General features: G+C 38.5%; 15 protein-coding genes. 1 reads left to right on the plus strand and 14 read right to left on the minus strand.

Going from position 1 to position 17,008, the window contains the following annotated elements:
• Positions 1-8: 8 nt before the first annotated feature.
• The 3 genes from PCY71_RS01995 to PCY71_RS02005 form a co-directional block, all read right to left on the minus strand.
• On the minus strand, positions 9-815 hold the full coding sequence (locus PCY71_RS01995) for a dihydroorotate dehydrogenase electron transfer subunit (RefSeq protein WP_011837014.1): 807 nt from the start codon (positions 813-815) through the stop codon (positions 9-11).
• A gap of 208 nt (positions 816-1,023) precedes the next feature.
• Entirely contained in the window at positions 1,024-1,980 is a 957-nt protein-coding gene (locus PCY71_RS02000) for a hypothetical protein (protein ID WP_002909659.1), read from the minus strand.
• A 40-nt stretch (positions 1,981-2,020) separates the two neighbouring features.
• On the minus strand, positions 2,021-2,866 hold the full coding sequence (locus PCY71_RS02005) for a hypothetical protein (protein ID WP_002909658.1): 846 nt from the start codon (positions 2,864-2,866) through the stop codon (positions 2,021-2,023).
• Positions 2,867-3,112: 246 nt separating this feature from the next.
• On the opposite strand from PCY71_RS02005, the gene PCY71_RS02010 reads away from it, so the two are divergent.
• The gene (locus PCY71_RS02010; RefSeq protein WP_002897493.1) at positions 3,113-4,021 is read left to right on the plus strand and encodes a LysR family transcriptional regulator; all 909 of its coding nucleotides are present in this window, start codon (positions 3,113-3,115) and stop codon (positions 4,019-4,021) included.
• A 79-nt stretch (positions 4,022-4,100) separates the two neighbouring features.
• Here PCY71_RS02010 and csm6 read toward each other — a convergent pair whose 3' ends face one another.
• The 11 genes from csm6 to PCY71_RS02065 all read right to left on the minus strand — a co-directional run bounded on the left by csm6 (position 4,101) and on the right by PCY71_RS02065 (position 16,998).
• Positions 4,101-5,381: a type III-A CRISPR-associated CARF protein Csm6 gene (gene csm6, locus PCY71_RS02015; RefSeq protein ID WP_048771754.1), complete on the minus strand. Its 1,281-nt coding sequence runs from the start codon at positions 5,379-5,381 to the stop codon at positions 4,101-4,103.
• A complete protein-coding gene (locus PCY71_RS02020; protein ID WP_048771752.1) occupies positions 5,378-6,547 on the minus strand; it encodes a CRISPR-associated protein Csm6 in 1,170 nt (389 codons plus the stop codon). Before PCY71_RS02020 ends, csm6 begins: the two co-directional genes overlap by 4 nt.
• Positions 6,544-7,623 carry a type III-A CRISPR-associated RAMP protein Csm5 gene (gene csm5 / locus PCY71_RS02025; RefSeq protein WP_048771749.1) on the minus strand — a complete coding sequence of 360 codons (1,080 nt, stop codon included), beginning with the start codon at positions 7,621-7,623 and terminating at the stop codon, positions 6,544-6,546. The genes PCY71_RS02020 and csm5 overlap by 4 nt, the downstream gene beginning before the upstream one ends.
• 1 nt (position 7,624) lies before the next feature.
• The gene (csm4, locus tag PCY71_RS02030; RefSeq protein WP_301412404.1) at positions 7,625-8,524 is read right to left on the minus strand and encodes a type III-A CRISPR-associated RAMP protein Csm4; all 900 of its coding nucleotides are present in this window, start codon (positions 8,522-8,524) and stop codon (positions 7,625-7,627) included.
• Between the two features lies 1 nt (position 8,525).
• Positions 8,526-9,188 carry a type III-A CRISPR-associated RAMP protein Csm3 gene (gene csm3, locus PCY71_RS02035; RefSeq protein ID WP_111675763.1) on the minus strand — a complete coding sequence of 221 codons (663 nt, stop codon included), beginning with the start codon at positions 9,186-9,188 and terminating at the stop codon, positions 8,526-8,528.
• The gene (gene csm2 / locus PCY71_RS02040) at positions 9,188-9,577 is read right to left on the minus strand and encodes a type III-A CRISPR-associated protein Csm2 (RefSeq protein WP_048771740.1); all 390 of its coding nucleotides are present in this window, start codon (positions 9,575-9,577) and stop codon (positions 9,188-9,190) included. The genes csm3 and csm2 overlap by 1 nt, the downstream gene beginning before the upstream one ends.
• Positions 9,578-9,580: 3 nt before the next feature.
• Positions 9,581-11,785, minus strand: coding sequence for a type III-A CRISPR-associated protein Cas10/Csm1 (cas10, locus tag PCY71_RS02045; protein WP_301412405.1), 2,205 nt, complete (start codon positions 11,783-11,785; stop codon positions 9,581-9,583).
• Entirely contained in the window at positions 11,766-12,500 is a 735-nt protein-coding gene (cas6, locus tag PCY71_RS02050) for a CRISPR-associated endoribonuclease Cas6 (RefSeq protein WP_301412406.1), read from the minus strand. The genes cas10 and cas6 overlap by 20 nt, the downstream gene beginning before the upstream one ends.
• Positions 12,501-14,827: 2,327 nt before the next feature.
• A complete protein-coding gene (gene cas2 / locus PCY71_RS02055) occupies positions 14,828-15,154 on the minus strand; it encodes a CRISPR-associated endonuclease Cas2 (RefSeq protein ID WP_172454733.1) in 327 nt (108 codons plus the stop codon).
• 2 nt (positions 15,155-15,156) lie between these two features.
• On the minus strand, positions 15,157-16,158 hold the full coding sequence (gene cas1 / locus PCY71_RS02060; RefSeq protein WP_111675757.1) for a CRISPR-associated endonuclease Cas1: 1,002 nt from the start codon (positions 16,156-16,158) through the stop codon (positions 15,157-15,159).
• 102 nt (positions 16,159-16,260) lie between these two features.
• Entirely contained in the window at positions 16,261-16,998 is a 738-nt protein-coding gene (locus tag PCY71_RS02065) for an NAD-dependent protein deacylase (RefSeq protein WP_301412407.1), read from the minus strand.
• Positions 16,999-17,008 lie beyond the last annotated feature (10 nt).

Below are 17,008 nucleotides of genomic sequence, written 5' to 3' on the forward strand. Positions count from 1 at the left end.
TTCCCCTCCTAGACAATAATCGTGCCCGTCTCAAAGACCGGACCATCTTCACAAACCCGCTTATTGACTGAGTCATCCTGACCTGCAATATGAACTACACAGGCATAGCAGGCGCCCATGCCACAAGCCATACGAGACTCCATGGATAGATAAGCATGTGGATGGTCCTGAAACTTACGATCCACATACTGGAGCATGGCTGGCGCTCCACAGGAATAGACAGCCACATAGTCTTGGGTCATCTCATCTACCACCGCTGATACATAGCCCTGACGATCATAAGAACCATTATCCGTGGTGACAATGACTTCGGCGTATTTTTTCATTTCTGCTTCCAGAATGACAGCGGATTTATCAGAGAATCCCAGTACAGCTGTCACCTGAGCACCCCTATCATGCAATTCTTTAGCAACCTCAAGCAAGGGAGGGACACCAATCCCACCACCTATAATCAAAACTTGATCACCTGACCTTACAGGGGTCAAATCAAAGCCATTGCCCTGAGGCCCCATAACATCAAGAAACGAGCCAACTGGCAGTTGAGAAAAAATAGCCGTCCCGCCACCTTCTATCCGATAAATGATACGACAAGTCAGATTATCTTTGTCAATTTCTGCAATTGAGATCGGCCGGCGCAAAAGCTTGCTGTCATCTGGTACCCGAATATGTAAAAACTGCCCAGCTTGCATCTGGCTGACCATTTGCCCCTTTAGGAGCATAGAAAAAATATTAGGTGCAATTTCTACTTGCTCCAGTAGCTCCATCTGCTCCAGCATAATCTTTCCAAATCTCTTTTTACAACTGTCACTAACCATGACAACCTCACTTTCTACAAGAAAAAACCTTGCCGCAGCAAGGTTTCGCAAAAAACAAGGCAGCCAATTGCCTCTTATACCGTTTCCCCACCTTGCAGCCTCACTGGACTTGATTAAAGGTTAAATTGTAAACATTATATCGTTAGCGATAAGGATTGTCAAGCCATAAAAAATATTAGAATTTTAAGATCTCCGACCTACCACAGCTTTACCAGTCCTTGTCAAATTCACTCTTTGCATCCGCAAGACGAAAGCTGCCATCCTCCTGCCTCTTGAAAATCAAAGACACCCTATCCAATTTTCGTTCAGATTCAGAACGACGAGCAATCAAATAATTCGCTTGCAGTGATAAGGGACTATAATCTGTATCATTTCCGGAAATATTAGTATATGAAGGTAGGCCAAATCGATCAACAATTTCTTGATAAGTCATTCCTCCTTTGCCATGATTTCTATCACCTACTATCAATGTATCCATATCTTCTGGCTTCCAATTAAAAACAAATTCATCTTTGGTAGCTGAAAGATAATTACTGTCATTTAAAAACATTGCCATTTTATTTGTCAAATAGTACTTCTCCCCATTAGAATCAAGAGAAGTAAAACTTAAACTTATCTCCTGAGGATGTCCCGACGAACCATATCTCGGAACATCTACAATTCTTGTCTTATAAGTCAGAATCAATCCGTTGTCGGTAAAACTTACGCCTGAACCCTTACCATATTTCGCAACAACTTCTTCTAAAGTTGGATTAGAACTCAACTCTCCAGGTTTTCCCATTTTTAGTTCTACAAAATTATCTAATGTCCAGTTAAAAGAAAACTTTTTTTGTACTATCTCAACAATTTTCATCCTAAGTTCATCCTGTTTTCTGTACATTTCTGATTCATCATCTTGCTGAGTAGTAGAGCTTTCTTTACTAACTGACGAAACTGTCTTATTATATTTGTACTTAAGGTTAGCTTTAGGAATCTTTTGAGAAAAATAATAGACCCCAAAGAACAAAGCAAATAACACGCTCAAACAAAGAAGAATAAAGGTCGAATTAATCGATTTTTTCTCCTCCTGTATGGCCATCATGGTAAGTTCTTCTCTTTTTATCTTTTGTTGTTTATAAAGTTCTTTTTTTATATCTCTAAATGAATTGGCATCGTGTTTTTTCATGCTATTCTTTCTCAAGTTAGTCTTCTCCTTTTTATTTAGTTTACTGGCTTTGTTTAGAAACTAAACGCCACGATCCATCTTCTTGCTTATAAAATTCTAAATTAACAGTTTTCAATTCATCTGGAAATCTCCATCCCCTTGGATTGTTATAAGTAGTCTGCATCTTAAGTTGATTATCCTCTCCCAAAATCGTCTGATATAGCGGCAAACCAACATTTGAAACAATCTCATCATAAGCCGTACCTTTGTCAGTACCTTCTCTAGCACCAATAACAAGACTATCTATATATTCTTGTGTCCATAAAAAGTCTCTATTAGGATTTTTATCCACCTTAATCTCATCACTTGCAAGGTTAGAATGGTACTTGGAAATAAGCTTATAGACACCATCAAATTCAGCAAATGTTAAAGAAACATAACCAAGAGCACCATTCTTCTCTTTCCAAAAAAGACGAATATGCTTTTGAATTTCATTATTTGATGAAAAGTCAATCCACGAACCAGCTTCGACAGGTTTTCCAAATTCTTTTAAAACATCTTCCAAGACGGCTCCGCCTTTATCTTTGTCCATGGGTAGAGAAACTGCCTTGTCAACCGTCCAAAGAAAGGGACCGCTTTTTTCTGGAGAAACTGTAAGACTTTCAGCGAATTTTTTTACTTCAGTCTTCTTATCCTCTAATTTTTTTGATGGTGAAATAATCTGACTTGACTGGCTCACCGGTTGCTTAGATTTAGTCTTTTGCGATATAGAAAGCATCAAAAAAACTGCTCCAACGATAGAAAAGCCAATAATGGCTAATAGAACGAATGGTAAGAACTTAGACTTAGATGTCTCCTTCTCTAACTCAAGAGCAATATCTTCAAAAGAATCTTCTTTTCTCTTCATAACTACTCCTTTTACACTCTAAAAATCATCATATCACGAATAACTTGAAATTGCAAAACCTGTTTCATTATAAAAGACTTGATAAAATCGCTCTATAATTCCGATAAGAATAAACTTTAAAAATGTCACTATATCCAATAGAATTTCTTTTACCATCTGTCCATTTTAATAAATTCAATCATAAAACCTTACTAGCTTTCATTGATTTATTGGGAAAAAATCCCCAGTTTGTGATAAAATAGTCCTATGAGAATTCAACAGTTACACTATATTATCAAAATCGTCGAGACTGGCAGCATGAACGAAGCTGCCAAGCAGCTTTTCATTACCCAGCCTAGCCTATCTAACGCTGTACGGGATTTGGAAAATGAAATGGGTATCGAGATTTTCATTCGCAATCCCAAAGGAATTACCTTGACCAAGGACGGCATGGAGTTTCTTTCTTATGCCCGTCAGGTAGTTGAGCAGACTCAGCTTCTAGAGGAGAGATACAAAAACCCTGTCGCCCACCGCGAGCTTTTCAGTGTGTCTGCCCAGCACTATGCCTTTGTGGTCAATGCCTTCGTGTCCTTGCTTAAAAAAAGCGATATGGAGAAATACGAGCTCTTCCTGCGGGAAACTCGGACTTGGGAAATTATTGACGACGTAAAAAACTTCCGCAGCGAAATCGGCGTCCTCTTTCTTAATAGCTACAACCGCGATGTCCTATCCAAGATGCTGGATGACAATCATCTGATTGCCACTCATCTCTTCACAGCTCAACCCCATATCTTTGTCAGCAAATCCAATCCGCTGGCCAAGAAAAAGCTGGTTCAATTATCTGATTTAGAAAACTTCCCCTACCTCAGCTATGACCAGGGTACCCACAACTCCTTCTACTTTTCAGAGGAAATTCTCTCTCAGGAACACCATAAAAAATCTATAGTGGTCAGCGACCGTGCGACCCTCTTTAACCTTTTGATCGGTCTGGATGGCTACACGATTGCAACCGGTATCCTCAACAGCAACCTCAACGGAGATAATATCGTGTCAATCCCACTGGACATTGATGATCCGATTGAGCTAGTCTACATCCAGCATGAAAAAGCCAGCTTATCCAAAATGGGAGAACGCTTTATTGAGTATCTGATTGAGGAAGTGAAGTTTGATAAATAATAATAGATTAAACCCGCATCGGTTATCTCGATACGGGCTTTTTTACAGTTTAAAGAACCATAATTGATTACAAGTTGGCTTATTTTAACTGATCAAGTAAAAATTCATTTTTCTTATCAAAATAACTAAACCATTCTACATCAAAGGAGTAATTATACTGAAGCATTACTTGCAAAGCTCTGATTAATTTCAGCATCCTTTTATTATTTACAGTCTGACTATCAATCTCCATCAAACCGTGAGCGAGGTTATTTCGCTCTCCATTGAAACTTTTTACAACCTTGATACTGTCCATCAAATCCTCATCTTCTTTATAAAACTCTAAAATATTATAAAATGACAGCAGATTCAAAACAGAATTGTATTGAAAAATTCTCTCTTCTTTTTCAATACTTCTCTCCTTCTTTAGAATAGAATCAATATAAGTAATAATTTCATCAGAGTCTGAGTGTTCTGGATTTAATCTAGGTAAATTGTCAGTTCTGATAATGAGGTTAGGATGCTCTTTACGAAGAAGCTCTTCTAAAAGAAATTCGGCAAGAGATTTTGATTTTATCAAAACATCAGCAATATGTCCTCGACGATTTAAAATATCAATCATTAAAAAGTAGTTGATCGCTTTAGCCTCTTGAGCACTAAAATCTTGATTTGAAATATCTGCTAACAGTGATTGTTTTCTAAACACATTAACAAAATTTTCCAGAATAGCACATACTTTCTTTTGCTTTGTTTTAGACAGAATTTTGTTATCTTTTTTCGTCAGAATTGCAAGCGCTGCTGCATAATCATACTGCTTGATAAGTTGTCTCAGGTAGCGTTTCACCAAAGACTGATTAAACTTTTCAGATTTATCTTCTAAGCTACGATTCTCAAAGCTACTACTATTATCTATATTTGTATCAATTAATTCTTCAATATCAGGGCCGGAAGCTGGATCAAAACGTCGATTAGCTGATTTATCTGGAGTCGCAACTTGCACAGCTCTAGTATTATAATCATAGATTCGATTAGTCGCAAACATCGCAGAAATAATTTGAGGAGTCGCAGAAGAAAGATTTAAGATTAGTTCATCTTCATCATTTTTATAACGCTTAATAATCTGAGTGATTTCTTCATACATCTTATCAAAAATATAGACTTCATCGTTTTTTAAAATAGTCGAATCGACAACAATGATTGGCGAATAGCCTTCAATAGACTGAAGAGCCGTTTCTATCCATTCCTTCTTAGCTAACATCTCCTCGCTATAAATTAAAACAATTTTTTCTGGACGATATATTCGAGTTAGATGCAGCAAAGCTCCATCGTGATTCTTCATAATGGGATCTGTCGTCCCAACTGCAGATATTAAAATTTTCATTTTGCATTCAAACTTTCTAACAATCTATCATTTGTGTTTTCATAGAAATCTAATAAACTTTTATCAAAAGAATAGTAGGTTAAGATTAATTTCTTCAAAGCTTTCAGTGCCCTGCTTAATTTCTTAACATCTTCCGGACTTAAGGGATCCAAAGTATGCGCTATTGCATTTCTAGAGGAAGTCAACTCTCTAATCGGTTTCATTTCCTTCAATATTTCCCACTCTTGATTGTTCTTTAAAATTGTTATATAGTCACCAAAAAGTATATAATTCCTATCAAAATCATTTTCAATATTCCTCAATTCTTGAGGATAATTTTTATTAATATAGTCTTCAGCAATAAATTCTAAAAGCGATCTCATTCGGATAAAACTTTCACCAACATTGCTTCTTTTTTTCTGAATATCAATAATCAGATAAGCATTTAAAACTCGCTTAGTAGTTTCGTCCAGCTTCCGCTTTTTTAGTCTCTGGGGAATATCCTGTCTATCCAGAGCATCCACGAGATTCTTTAATTCTTCTTTAACTTTTCTTAGATTATCATCAGAAATCAAGCTATTCAAAACATCTAAGGCAGCTCTGTAATCATATTTTTCAATCAAATTTTTAGCGGTTCGTTTTAAAAGTGCTTGTCTGAACTTCTCTGATTTATCTTCTATCGTCCTATCCTCAAAATTAGGACTATTATCCTCGTTTGTCTCAATTAATTCATCAATATCTTCTTCATTATCATGTTCTAACCTCTCGTTAGAAGAACCAGTCGGACTAGGAACTTGAACAGCTTTTACATTAATATCATTCAATCTATTAATAATAAATAGAGCAGACTTAATCTGAGGCGTCCCGCTAGATAAATTTAAAATAAATTCATCAGTATTATTAAAGAATGCTGGATTTAGAAACCTCTCAATTTGTTCATACATCTTATCAAAAATAAAAACTTCGGAATTCTTAATGATTGTTGGGTATTGCTCTATTTCAGGACTATAAGATTCTTCAATAGAGTGAAGAGCTGCTACTATCCTATCATGTCGTAGAACAGTTCTTTCTGAATAAATGATAATGATTTTGTCTGGTCTGTACTTCCTAGCTATATGAAGAAGAGCACCATCGCGAAAACCTCGAATAGGATCTGTATCACCAACCGAAGAGATCAAAATTCTCATTTAGAAACCTCCTGAATAATAAAATTTACTTTTCCCATTTCGTAAAAATTATCTGTGTTTCTAACAAGAGTTCTAGTATCACCATTGACACAGAACTTTAGATTGGGAGCTTTGGTTAATTTCAATACGCCCTTACGAACCATTTTAGTTTTCATTCTACTATATCGTTTTTGTAGAATTCTGTCAGCCTGCTTAAATACTGTTTTTGTCCAAGCACCACTTCCAGACCCTAGATAAAGAGGATATTGAACATTTTTTTGATAGTATTTTTCGTCAAACTCCTCCAAGAAAAAAGCTTTATAGTTATTATAAAATTTAAACGATAAATTACCAAGCTGTTCAATCATCTTCGCCGCTCTATCAGATGTAGTAGTAATAACAAATTCAGCAATCGTAAGAGGGGGAAGAGATTCTCGATATAAAGGAATTGGTTTAGCATTTTTTGTGATAGCAGAATAATCCCATTTCTGCGCTAGTATCAAATCTTGACTTTGAAATTCTCTGTTCTTGATTTTCAACGAGAGACTGTCACTAATCCTGATTTCATTAAAGATGTCATCAAACTTTTCATTCTTCTTTGCTCCCCAAGGAACTACTCTTTTATTTTCTCGTTTTTTTTCTGAAACAAAATTTGTCTTTTCCCACTGAGAATGCGCATTGAGCAAAACAGTTCGAATAGCGCCTTTTAACGAACTACCTGGAATATAAGGCTTTCCAAATCCATCTCGGATATATTTAGAAACTTCATTTATAGTTCCCTTGGTAGATTTATCTTTTTCAAAACCTGTCTCTTGGATTTTATAACCACCGAAATTTCGCTCCCTGATTCTATTTCCCTCTACAAATGAAATTAATCGATTATTTCTAGATGCTTTACCATGCTCCATCAGAAAAGACTCAAACTTATCTGATAACCCTTTCTCAACCATAGATGAGTAAAACTTTCCCATATCAGGAAAATAGTAAGCTCCATTTTCATAAATAAACTCGCGACTAGTATACTTCTCTCCGCTTCCGATATGTAGTGGCGCAATAGTACGAAGAGTCAGCTTAAATGTTCTGTATTCATGTTTCATACTAGTCCTCCAATTTATAAAAAAGCGGTTTGGCAAAATTCCAGACAGGATGGGAGAAATTGACCGGCCTTATATCAGCAATCTGCCCTCGAAATGATTTTGAAAAAGTTGAGCCAGCTTTAAATTTGTAGAAATCTTGCTTCCTAAAATTACTTTGATAGCTGTTGCTAAAGGCAAAGCCACTTGATTTAGCCAACAAGTACTGTCCATTGCAAATAGCTTCTTCTAAATCATCATCATTTGGCAGTGCTGTTGTTAGTGTCATAACATTTGATACAGCTTCAAAAGCTAAGTGTTTAGACAGTTTCTCTGGTACATCCTTTATTTCAAGATCAAAGCTTCCATAGCCAGAACTTCTTTTTCCGCCCAGTCCAGAAAATTGCAGTGCAGTCATAAGCTCATCAAAAAGCTGACTTTGTTTAGCAATAAGGTATAGAGAAACATTCTCTTGATAAGTAATTGTTCTAACCTGGAATAAATGTCCATCCATAAAAGGCTGATTTTTGGTAACGATATTCAGTTTTCCAAATTCCTTATTATCTAATACTTTTCCATTCAAAAAAGCTTCAAAATCATCTAAACGGATGTAACTTAATTTTTTTGTTTTTTTCGCTTGCTTTCTCAGCTCAACAAGGTCATTCATTTGAGGTAATTTATCCATTTTAGGATAGCCGATTGGTTTTGGTAAAAATGGCATATCAACAAAAGGGAATGCATCTGATAGCACAAAATCATCCTGTCGGACTAAAGATAGAAAATCCTCTTCTTTGCCCATCTTAATAGCTTCAATAAACAGCGCCGAAAATAAACGATCAGCTGTAAAAGTAAAAGCAGTACTATCTAATTTACCAGTACCGAAATGAGCAGTCTGAAAGCTCAAGAGATACATTTTATAGGCCATTTTAGACCTCCGTTTTCAATAACTCATTCAAGTTGCTAGTATCATAAGTTCCGAAGACTGTCTCAAGTTGCAAATCTTCGAAAGAAACTTTTCCATACCCACGGCTTCCAGAACCTCCAAGATAGTCCAACTCTAAAAGTTTTAGACCATCAACAATAACTTTTAAATCTTCTTCTGCCTGTTCGGCTGACTCATCTGTAATTTCATAAATCAGTTCAAAATTAAAGACACTTTCTCGAATAGCTCTTTCAATTTGACGCGGGTTTGCCTCAGCTGTAATGCGGTCAATAGTATTCTCAAACTTAACCTCAGTATATCCTCTAGCACCCTTTTTATCTAATTCGTCAGCATTTATCAAAAATGCATCTCGAAAAATCAATCTACCAATTCTAAATTTTTTTGAACTATGATTACCAAAGAGGCGACTTAAAATGTCTCCATCATCTTCAGGTGAAGAAGCCAGTGTCTCATTGTAAACCTTAGCTAACAGACTTCTCATTTTTCCTTTAATGCTAGACCCAGGAATAATTGGATAGTTAGTAATCGGATCTTTAATGACAGGAGAATCAGTTGCACCAATGGCTGCAAAAGCATTGCTAGCGCCGATATGTAAGCCAGTCTTCAAGTGAATATTAGCTGAAATTTTTACTTTTGCGTATGTCATTAATCTTTACCTCCATAAAACTTGAAATAAGCAACTAAGGCTTCCATATAGCGACAAAAACGTTGCAGAGATACTTTGTCTTTAACTTCCTTTAAAGCTTCTAGCAAATCACTTTGTAATAATAAATCTTCAACTGGATAGATTTTCTCACCTCTAAATCTTATCTCATTCCGGCGTGATTGATAGACTAGTCTAACTCTTAAATACGACAAATCAGAATTTAACTCTTCAAAATTTCTAACATTACTTTTATCTGAAATGCTACTTGTAAGTGATAAAATATTCCTAATTTGACTTGTAGTCAAAAAAAATTCATCATTTTTCTTCCTTAATTGTAATATTGCCTTTTCTGCCTTATCAACATAATTTTCATCCGTTAAAATTGCCATTTCCTAATCCTTTCTAGTTTCATAAAGATAGAGTAAGAGAGCTGCCTCAGCCTCTTTTCGTTCTTTTGCTCCAGCATTGTACCAGCTGAAAAAGAGATTTTTAAACTCTCTAAAAGCTTCTTTGTCTTTGGAACTATTCTCAAGACGTACTAAATAATAGGCCAAACGAGCTACATTGATTTTCGTATAGTCTCTCAAAAGCTCAATCAAACGGTAGATAAATACCTTTCCTCGCTCATCTTGACTCTTAAAGAAGGAGCGAATGTTAATCAACTTACCTTGATAGATTTCAGTGATAAAATCATCAAATTTAAATGTGAATTTCTCCTCAAATAAACTAAGACTATCTTTGTCATTTTCTTTTGCAGCCTCTTCCAAGTCTCCAGTATAAGACGCCATAAGACTGATAGGGGTTTTATCAGCAAACAAGCCAATACCAGCAGAAAGTGTCAACTTCCCATCAGACCATTTTAAGAAGGCTTGCCTCAATTCCACTGTAAAATTAATCACATCTTTCCAAGCACCAATAGCAAAGACATCATCCCCACCAGCATAGATAATCGTCATCTTTTTCCCATCCGCAAACTGCTGAATATAGAACTTAAAAAACAGACTCATATTACGAGAGAAAATCGCTGATCTTGAAAAACTACTGTAGATTCCATCTTTTTGATAAGAAAACCCTGCCATAAAGGCTGCACCTAAATCATCCACATCCAAACGAACAACAGCCAAACGACGAATTCCTAAACCAGTATCTTTGTCCTGAGCCATATCAGCATACTCATGAATCTCTGCATAGCGATAGTCACCCGCAAAAATATGAGTTCCTGACTGATCAAGTGACCACTTATTCTTGACATAGAAACGGTCTGTTTGCAAGGCTTGATCACCTTCAGCTGTTACCAGTACAGCATCGGGACCGATTGGCAAACCTGCTGCTCCACCTCTGCAAACTCGGAAGGTATCATCTGAAATCCTTTTTGAGAATTTTCTCAGTTCATCACAAATATGGCAGAGAGAATGCTCTTCATCCTCATAAACTTGTTTTCTAAGCTTCTCTACAGAATGGCAGATTTCACACTCTCTTTCAGAATTATTTCCACCTTTGTTTAAGAATTTTAAGGTCTCTGCATCATATCGTGAAAGCTTCTTATCAGAAATCATCCGGCTAGTCTTTTGATAGATAGCTCGATATGCAGCAAGCGAAGCTATTGATGAAGACTGGACTTGTCTCGTAATCTCCCCTGCCGCAAATGCTGTCCATCCAAAAGCGACATAGAGTCCTGTCTGGAAGTTCTCTAGTAAGAACTGATTAAAAGAAGCTTCAAACTCCTTTAAAAGAGCGGTTGTTTTCTCTGTATTTGCCAAGATGAAGTAAGCATGACCTCCTCCAACGTAGAGTAGATTTGTTCTTGAAAGCTCTAGTTTTTCCAGCAAGCTATCAACGATATGTTCACTCATCAAATCAAGGTACAAACTTCGGGCTTTCAGCTGTTTAGCTGCTCCGCCACTTGAGATATTATAAATAAAATCCTGAATACCGGATACATCAAAACTCGCAAGTAGAAAGACATTTTCTTGGCTAAAGGCATCCAGACAGTCATCTCCATGCTCCTCTAGATAATCCCAGATAGCAGCTGCAAATCCTGCCGTTAAGAGACTATGCTGAGATACATTAATATCTTCAAAATCTTCCAGACCTGGACTTATAGGTACAAATGAACAGAGAGCTTCCAGTGCGTGAAGGAGATCCGGTATACTTTCTACGCTGAAAGAATGCTCTTTCAGAATAGCTGCCAATTTATCAAGAATCCTTTTATAGTCCTGCTGAGTAATTAGAAGACCCTCTAGATTAGCTGACTCTGGTAGCCTTTGTTCATCCTCTAACAAAGTCAAAGGCTTATAAAGGTAACTCCTTTTCTCTTTGAAAACATTAAAAATATCAGCAAGTGGCTTAAAATGATCCGATAAAACTTCAGGAGCATCTAGATCTAAGCCACTAGCCATTTGATTGGCTAAGAGAATGATTTTTTCACTGCGCTCTTTCTGTTGACTGTCTATGTCCGACCAGTGCGGAGCGTTTTGCTCGAACCAGTTCTTAACCAGTTCCTCACTATAATTATCCCTATTCTCCGCTCTTGCGATAAGGCTGCCAAAGTTATAAAACAAGGCCTGGTAAATCAAATCAAGTTTTTCTTTCTTCAATTCTCATCCCTCCCATTCCTAAGCTGCATTTAGCTCCGACTCCAGAATATTCCCCGAATCTCAGAAGCATCTGGGCATAGGCCTTTAAGGTAGATGCTCCCTGGATCCGAATAATTACCCTGCCCTCAAAGGCGGGGTATTTTCGTCCATGAATCGGGAAATAATGACTCTTCAGACGATAACTGGTGATTTGGCTATGCTCTGCTAAAAACTCCAGCGTTTCCTCCTCTATCTCTGCTTTGCCTTCTACCAGCCTGCTGTACTTCTGCATGAGGCTCTGAAAGATTAGACGTGTATCTGGAAAAAGTACAAACTGTCCCTGACGTTTAAAGGTCGTCGGAGTATAGAAGTTCAGGCTTATCAAGTGCGAAGCCTCATCTCCCTGAAAAACCTCCAGCAAGGACTGGGAAGAAAGGGACTGGATCTCGATATTCTTCACCAGAATCTCCTCAGAATAAGTCTCTAATTTTATCGTTTCAAGACTCAATAGCTGGGGCAATATCTGCTGCTCCGCTTCTTCCGAAAGTAAGTTTACCGTCCAAATAGACTCCTCCCGCTCCGAACGAAGATTCATCGAGTAGGGATTGGTCTCTTGCTGATGGAGGAAGGAGGCAAAGTCATCCGACAGCTTCTCCATGAGAAAACCCTGCAGTTTACAGACTAAGTCATCATCCTTCAAAGAAGCCTTTGAAAGATGCAATCGTATTTTCTTCACATTTCCATTCCTTTCTATAATAAGAAAAAGCGCCTAAAAACGGTGAAAGTATTTTTCACCGAATCTAGGGCGCCCTTTTTTAGTTATTATCAGTACTGTTTTTACGATTGTTATTATATCAAATTTTGAAAGCGATGTCAAGTTTTTTCTTATTTTAAATATCTAATCCTATTTTAAAAATCGCATCATAATCCCCCCCAGTTTGCAGTCCCCTCTCGAGGTGACTGGGGTTATTACCAAATAGACTGCACAAAGTATATTCCTTAGTCATGTTTCCGTCCCCTCGCGAGGTGAATGGGGGTTATTACTTAACAAAAGAGCAGTTGCTAACATTAGAGCGCTTGTTTCCGTACCCTCTCGAGGTGACTGGGGGGTCTTACCTATGATTCTAACCTATTGGAAACAATTATATCTGCCTACGTTTCCGTACCCTATCAAGGTGACTGGGGGGTCTTACTAAAGGTACGGTTACTAAAAGCACGGCAGAGCCTAGGTTTTCGTCCTCTCTCGAGGTAGCTGGAGGTTCTTACAAAGTCTACGACGCCGGTATGCTTGCTGAGTTTGAGTTTCCGTACCCTCTCGAGGTGACTGGGGGGTCTTACCAAAGAAGAATTTAATGCGTAAGTATGCGCACTTCCAGTTTCCGTCTCCTTCCGAGGTGAATGGGCTTTCTTACATAGAGATTATTTGCATAAACTAACAACAAAATTAGTATTTCCGTACCCTACCGAGGTAACTTGGGGTTCTAACGTAGAACAGTCACGGCACATTCACCTACAAGTTAGAGTTTCCGTACCCTCGCGAGGTGAATGGTGGTTCTTACAAAAAATAGTATTAGTTTGAGCTTCAAATTGAATTGTTTCCGCACCCTAGCGAGATGAATGAGGAGCCTTACAGAATTGAAAGGAAATGAAGGACAATCGATGCGACAGTTTCCGTCCCCTCTCGAGGTGACTGGGGTGTCTTACAAGGTCACAACTCGTTTGACTGAGTTGCTACCGCTGAGTTTCCGTCCCCTTTCGAGGTAACTGGGGGGTCTTGCCAAAGGTGAAATCTATGCAAATGACAAACTCATTCAGTCTCCGTCCCCTCCAGAGGTGACTGGGGTGTCTTACCAACTTGGAACTTATCAACGAGAAGGCGAACGCATGTTTCCGTCCCCTCGCGAGGTGACACTGGGGGTTCTTACGGTGTGCTGAAATCAAATGAAGAGTTTTTCAAACTCTCGTTTCCGTACCCTCCCGAGGTGAATGGGGGGCTTACTGAAATCACATTGGAAAACATTTATACAATGTTGCGTTTCCGTCCCCTTTCGAGGTAACTGGGGGTTCTTTCATCGCTTGAAACTAAAAGATAGTTATTTGGGAGAAGAAGTTTCCGTCCCCTCTCGAGGTGACTGGGGGTTCTTACAAACAGCAGCGATCAAGTTAAACGCACTGTTTTGAAGACAGTTTCCGTCCCCTCCCGAGGTAACTGGGGGTTCTTACATTAGAATTTGAAAGTCTATTTAATTTTCGTAGAGAGTTTCCGTCCCCTCTCGAGGTGACTGGGGTTTCTTACTGATAAGACAATCGCAGTCATCAACGAAATGAAAGGCCTGTTTCCGCCCCCTCACGAGGTGGCTGGGGGGTCTTACCTGATAGGGATGTTAGCAAGCTGACAGGAATCCCTGAAGTTTCCGCCCTTCGCGAGGTGATTGGGGGGCTTACGTCAAAAGTCTGGGGTATGGTGGGTTCGAAATTTAAATAGTTCCCGTGCCCTCTCGAGGTGACTGGGGTTTCGACCAGAGAGCCTGACTATACGAAAATTGAAAATAGAGAGTTGTTTCCGTACCCTCTTGAGGTGAATGGGGGTTCTTACCAACAGAAAAAGATATTTACTTTATCAATTGTTTAGTTTCCGTACCCTCCCGAGGTGACTGGGGTGTCTTACGAGTGTATTTTGTTGTGTAAACAACTGCCCGCAGAAGTTTCCGTCCCCTCCCGAGATGACTGGGGTTTCTAACAAGAAGGAAATTATGAAATTCAAACATTTCATTGCGTTTCCGTCCCCTCTCGAGGTGACTAGGGATTATTACCCAATATAGACACATATAACAAAGATGTCTTAAAAAGTTTCCGTCCCCTCCCGAGGTGACTGGGGGTTCTTACTGTTTCCTTTTGCCACTAAGGATGGAATATTATCAGAGTTTCCGTCCCCTCTCGAGGTGACTGGGGTGTCTTACCCCATATCTTGTATAGGGTCTTCGCGTCGAACCACTAGATCTAGTTTGACATCCCAGTTGGAACTTATCCTTATTATACCATGAAGCCAACAAAATTTAAAGATTAAAAGAATAATATCTCTTCCAGCAACTCAGCGCCAACATAGGGATTAAAGACTACAGTTTCTTCTTTATGCCCGACATATACGATGATATTGTCTCCTTCATCGGCTTGATAAAAGTCTCTTATATCTTTTATCAAAAGTTCAAAATTCAGCTTTTCTATATCGACTTCGAAGCAAGAACGCTGAACCCTTGTACCATAGCCTTCCAAAAGCTTGGCTAGTTTTAAACGCCTTTTATTACTTACGATATCATAAATAACCAGACAAAACTTTGTTTTCTTCCTGGCAAATTCCTTGCTGACACTATCAAGATTATAAAAAGTCATCTTCACTCTCCTGTATAACTGCTGATATAGTCGTCAGCATTCCTTGACTTAAAACATCGAATCAAAGACTTGACTTGCTGATCTGCCATGTACAAAAAAGTGTAGCGATTCTTATCCAATTCGACATAATGATGGATTTCTAAGATGCGCTCCCTCATAGCTCGAGAAAATACTTCAATCCCTTCCGAAGTCAAATGCATTTCATCCCCCATCTTCTCAAAATGCTCCCCCCTAATATCACCATGCTTAATCAGACTCATCACAGTATCATCTACGATGACTGGCCGCCACTCTTCCATTAGGTCGCTGGCTAGTACTGCATGATGGGTATGTGGCTGATGGGTAACTCCAAAGCCTGCACTAAGACCATTTTTCCGAATCAAGCCAATAAAACAGGAATACAAAATCGAATACCCAAAATTTAGCAGCGCATTAAAACGATCTAAGGACGGCCTCCTATTGCGACAATAAAACTGAAAATCTTCTTCTACCAGTAGATTAAGATAGTAGAAATAAGATTTAGCAATCCTACCTTCAATCCCCATAATTTCTGATATGCTTTTGGCAGATTTAAGGCTCTCACAAGCAGATTTAAAACGTTTAAAATCCTCTTCGTCAAATAGCCCTTGCTCATCGTATGCTTTTAGCAGATTTAATTGATTCATGATTTTTGCCGAAGCAATCCTCTGCGACATCTTCAGACAGAAACTTTTATCAAAAGAAGCTTGGGCCTGCTCTCTCTGCTTTTCATAGTCCGCTTCCTTAAAAGAATCCATCGAAAATAAAAACTCACCCTTGCTAGAAAAATAGAAGACTGGAATCCCATGGCGAGATAAAGATTTCAGCAATTGTGTTGATAACTGAGAATTACCAAATATAAGAATGTTATCAATTAGACCTAATGAAATAGCCTTGAGCATAGTGCGTTCTTGGTTCTTTATCATTAACTTACGATCACTAATTGATAAGCTGTATGAAGAGTTCTGAATATACAAATCGGCCATATTAAAACACTTTCTTTTTTTAATATAGCCATTTTAAGTTGTCAATAAAAACCCTTGCAAAATCTACAAGAGTCCTTTCTTTCTTATTTTTAGAAATAGATTCTAGCCATCTCTTCTCAACTTCCCCAACACTTCCCCTATTTTACCTTCAATCACTAAATCAGCCTGGCTGTCTTGAGGGATGCTGGTCTTGTTGATGACAACCAAATGCTTACCTGCAAAATACTGGATGAGGCTGGCTGCGGGATAGACGACTAAGGAAGTCCCGCCGATTATCAGCAGGTCTGCTTGATGGATAGCTTGAGCTGCCTGCTGGAAAACTTCCATATCTAGCGGTTCTTCATAGAGGGTCACATCTGGCTTTATAATACCGCCACAGTCAAGGCAGCGAGGAATGGTACCGTGCAGAGCCAGAAAGTCGTCTAAATCATAGAACCGTTGACAATTCAAACAGTAATTTCTATCCGCACTCCCATGAAGTTTGAGAACCTTTTTCGAACCGGCCATTTCATGCAAGCTATCGATATTTTGAGTCACCACAGCCTTGAGCTTGCCCGTCTTCTCCAAATCTGCCAAGTAGACATGAGCAGCATTGGGCTTGGCATCCGGATAGAGCAGGTACTTCTTGTAAAAGTCAAAAAACTCCTGCGGATAGCGCTCAAACATAGTATGAGAAACCAGCTGCTCTGCTGTAAAATGCCGTCCCAGCTTGACACTGTATATCCCATCTGAACTGCGGAAGTCCGGAATATTAGACTCCGTCGAAACACCCGCCCCACCAAAAAAGACGATATTCTGACTTTGGTCTATTAATTCTTGCAGCCTTGCAATCTTATCCATCCTGCTACTC

Source organism: Streptococcus sp. SN3, assembly GCF_030439905.1.

Excerpts from the sequence above, each read along its gene's own strand:
- PCY71_RS01995 (WP_011837014.1), bottom strand. The coding sequence starts at position 815 with ATGGTTAGTGACAGTTGTAAAAAGAGATTTGGAAAGATTATGCTGGAG.
- PCY71_RS02000 (WP_002909659.1), bottom strand. The coding sequence starts at position 1,980 with ATGAAAAAACACGATGCCAATTCATTTAGAGATATAAAAAAAGAACTT.
- PCY71_RS02005 (WP_002909658.1), bottom strand. The coding sequence starts at position 2,866 with ATGAAGAGAAAAGAAGATTCTTTTGAAGATATTGCTCTTGAGTTAGAG.
- PCY71_RS02010 (WP_002897493.1), top strand. The coding sequence starts at position 3,113 with ATGAGAATTCAACAGTTACACTATATTATCAAAATCGTCGAGACTGGC.
- csm6 (WP_048771754.1), bottom strand. The coding sequence starts at position 5,381 with ATGAAAATTTTAATATCTGCAGTTGGGACGACAGATCCCATTATGAAG.
- PCY71_RS02020 (WP_048771752.1), bottom strand. The coding sequence starts at position 6,547 with ATGAGAATTTTGATCTCTTCGGTTGGTGATACAGATCCTATTCGAGGT.
- csm5 (WP_048771749.1), bottom strand. The coding sequence starts at position 7,623 with ATGAAACATGAATACAGAACATTTAAGCTGACTCTTCGTACTATTGCG.
- csm4 (WP_301412404.1), bottom strand. The coding sequence starts at position 8,524 with ATGGCCTATAAAATGTATCTCTTGAGCTTTCAGACTGCTCATTTCGGT.
- csm3 (WP_111675763.1), bottom strand. The coding sequence starts at position 9,188 with ATGACATACGCAAAAGTAAAAATTTCAGCTAATATTCACTTGAAGACT.
- csm2 (WP_048771740.1), bottom strand. The coding sequence starts at position 9,577 with ATGGCAATTTTAACGGATGAAAATTATGTTGATAAGGCAGAAAAGGCA.
- cas2 (WP_172454733.1), bottom strand. The coding sequence starts at position 15,154 with ATGACTTTTTATAATCTTGATAGTGTCAGCAAGGAATTTGCCAGGAAG.
- cas1 (WP_111675757.1), bottom strand. The coding sequence starts at position 16,158 with ATGGCCGATTTGTATATTCAGAACTCTTCATACAGCTTATCAATTAGT.
- PCY71_RS02065 (WP_301412407.1), bottom strand. The coding sequence starts at position 16,998 with ATGGATAAGATTGCAAGGCTGCAAGAATTAATAGACCAAAGTCAGAAT.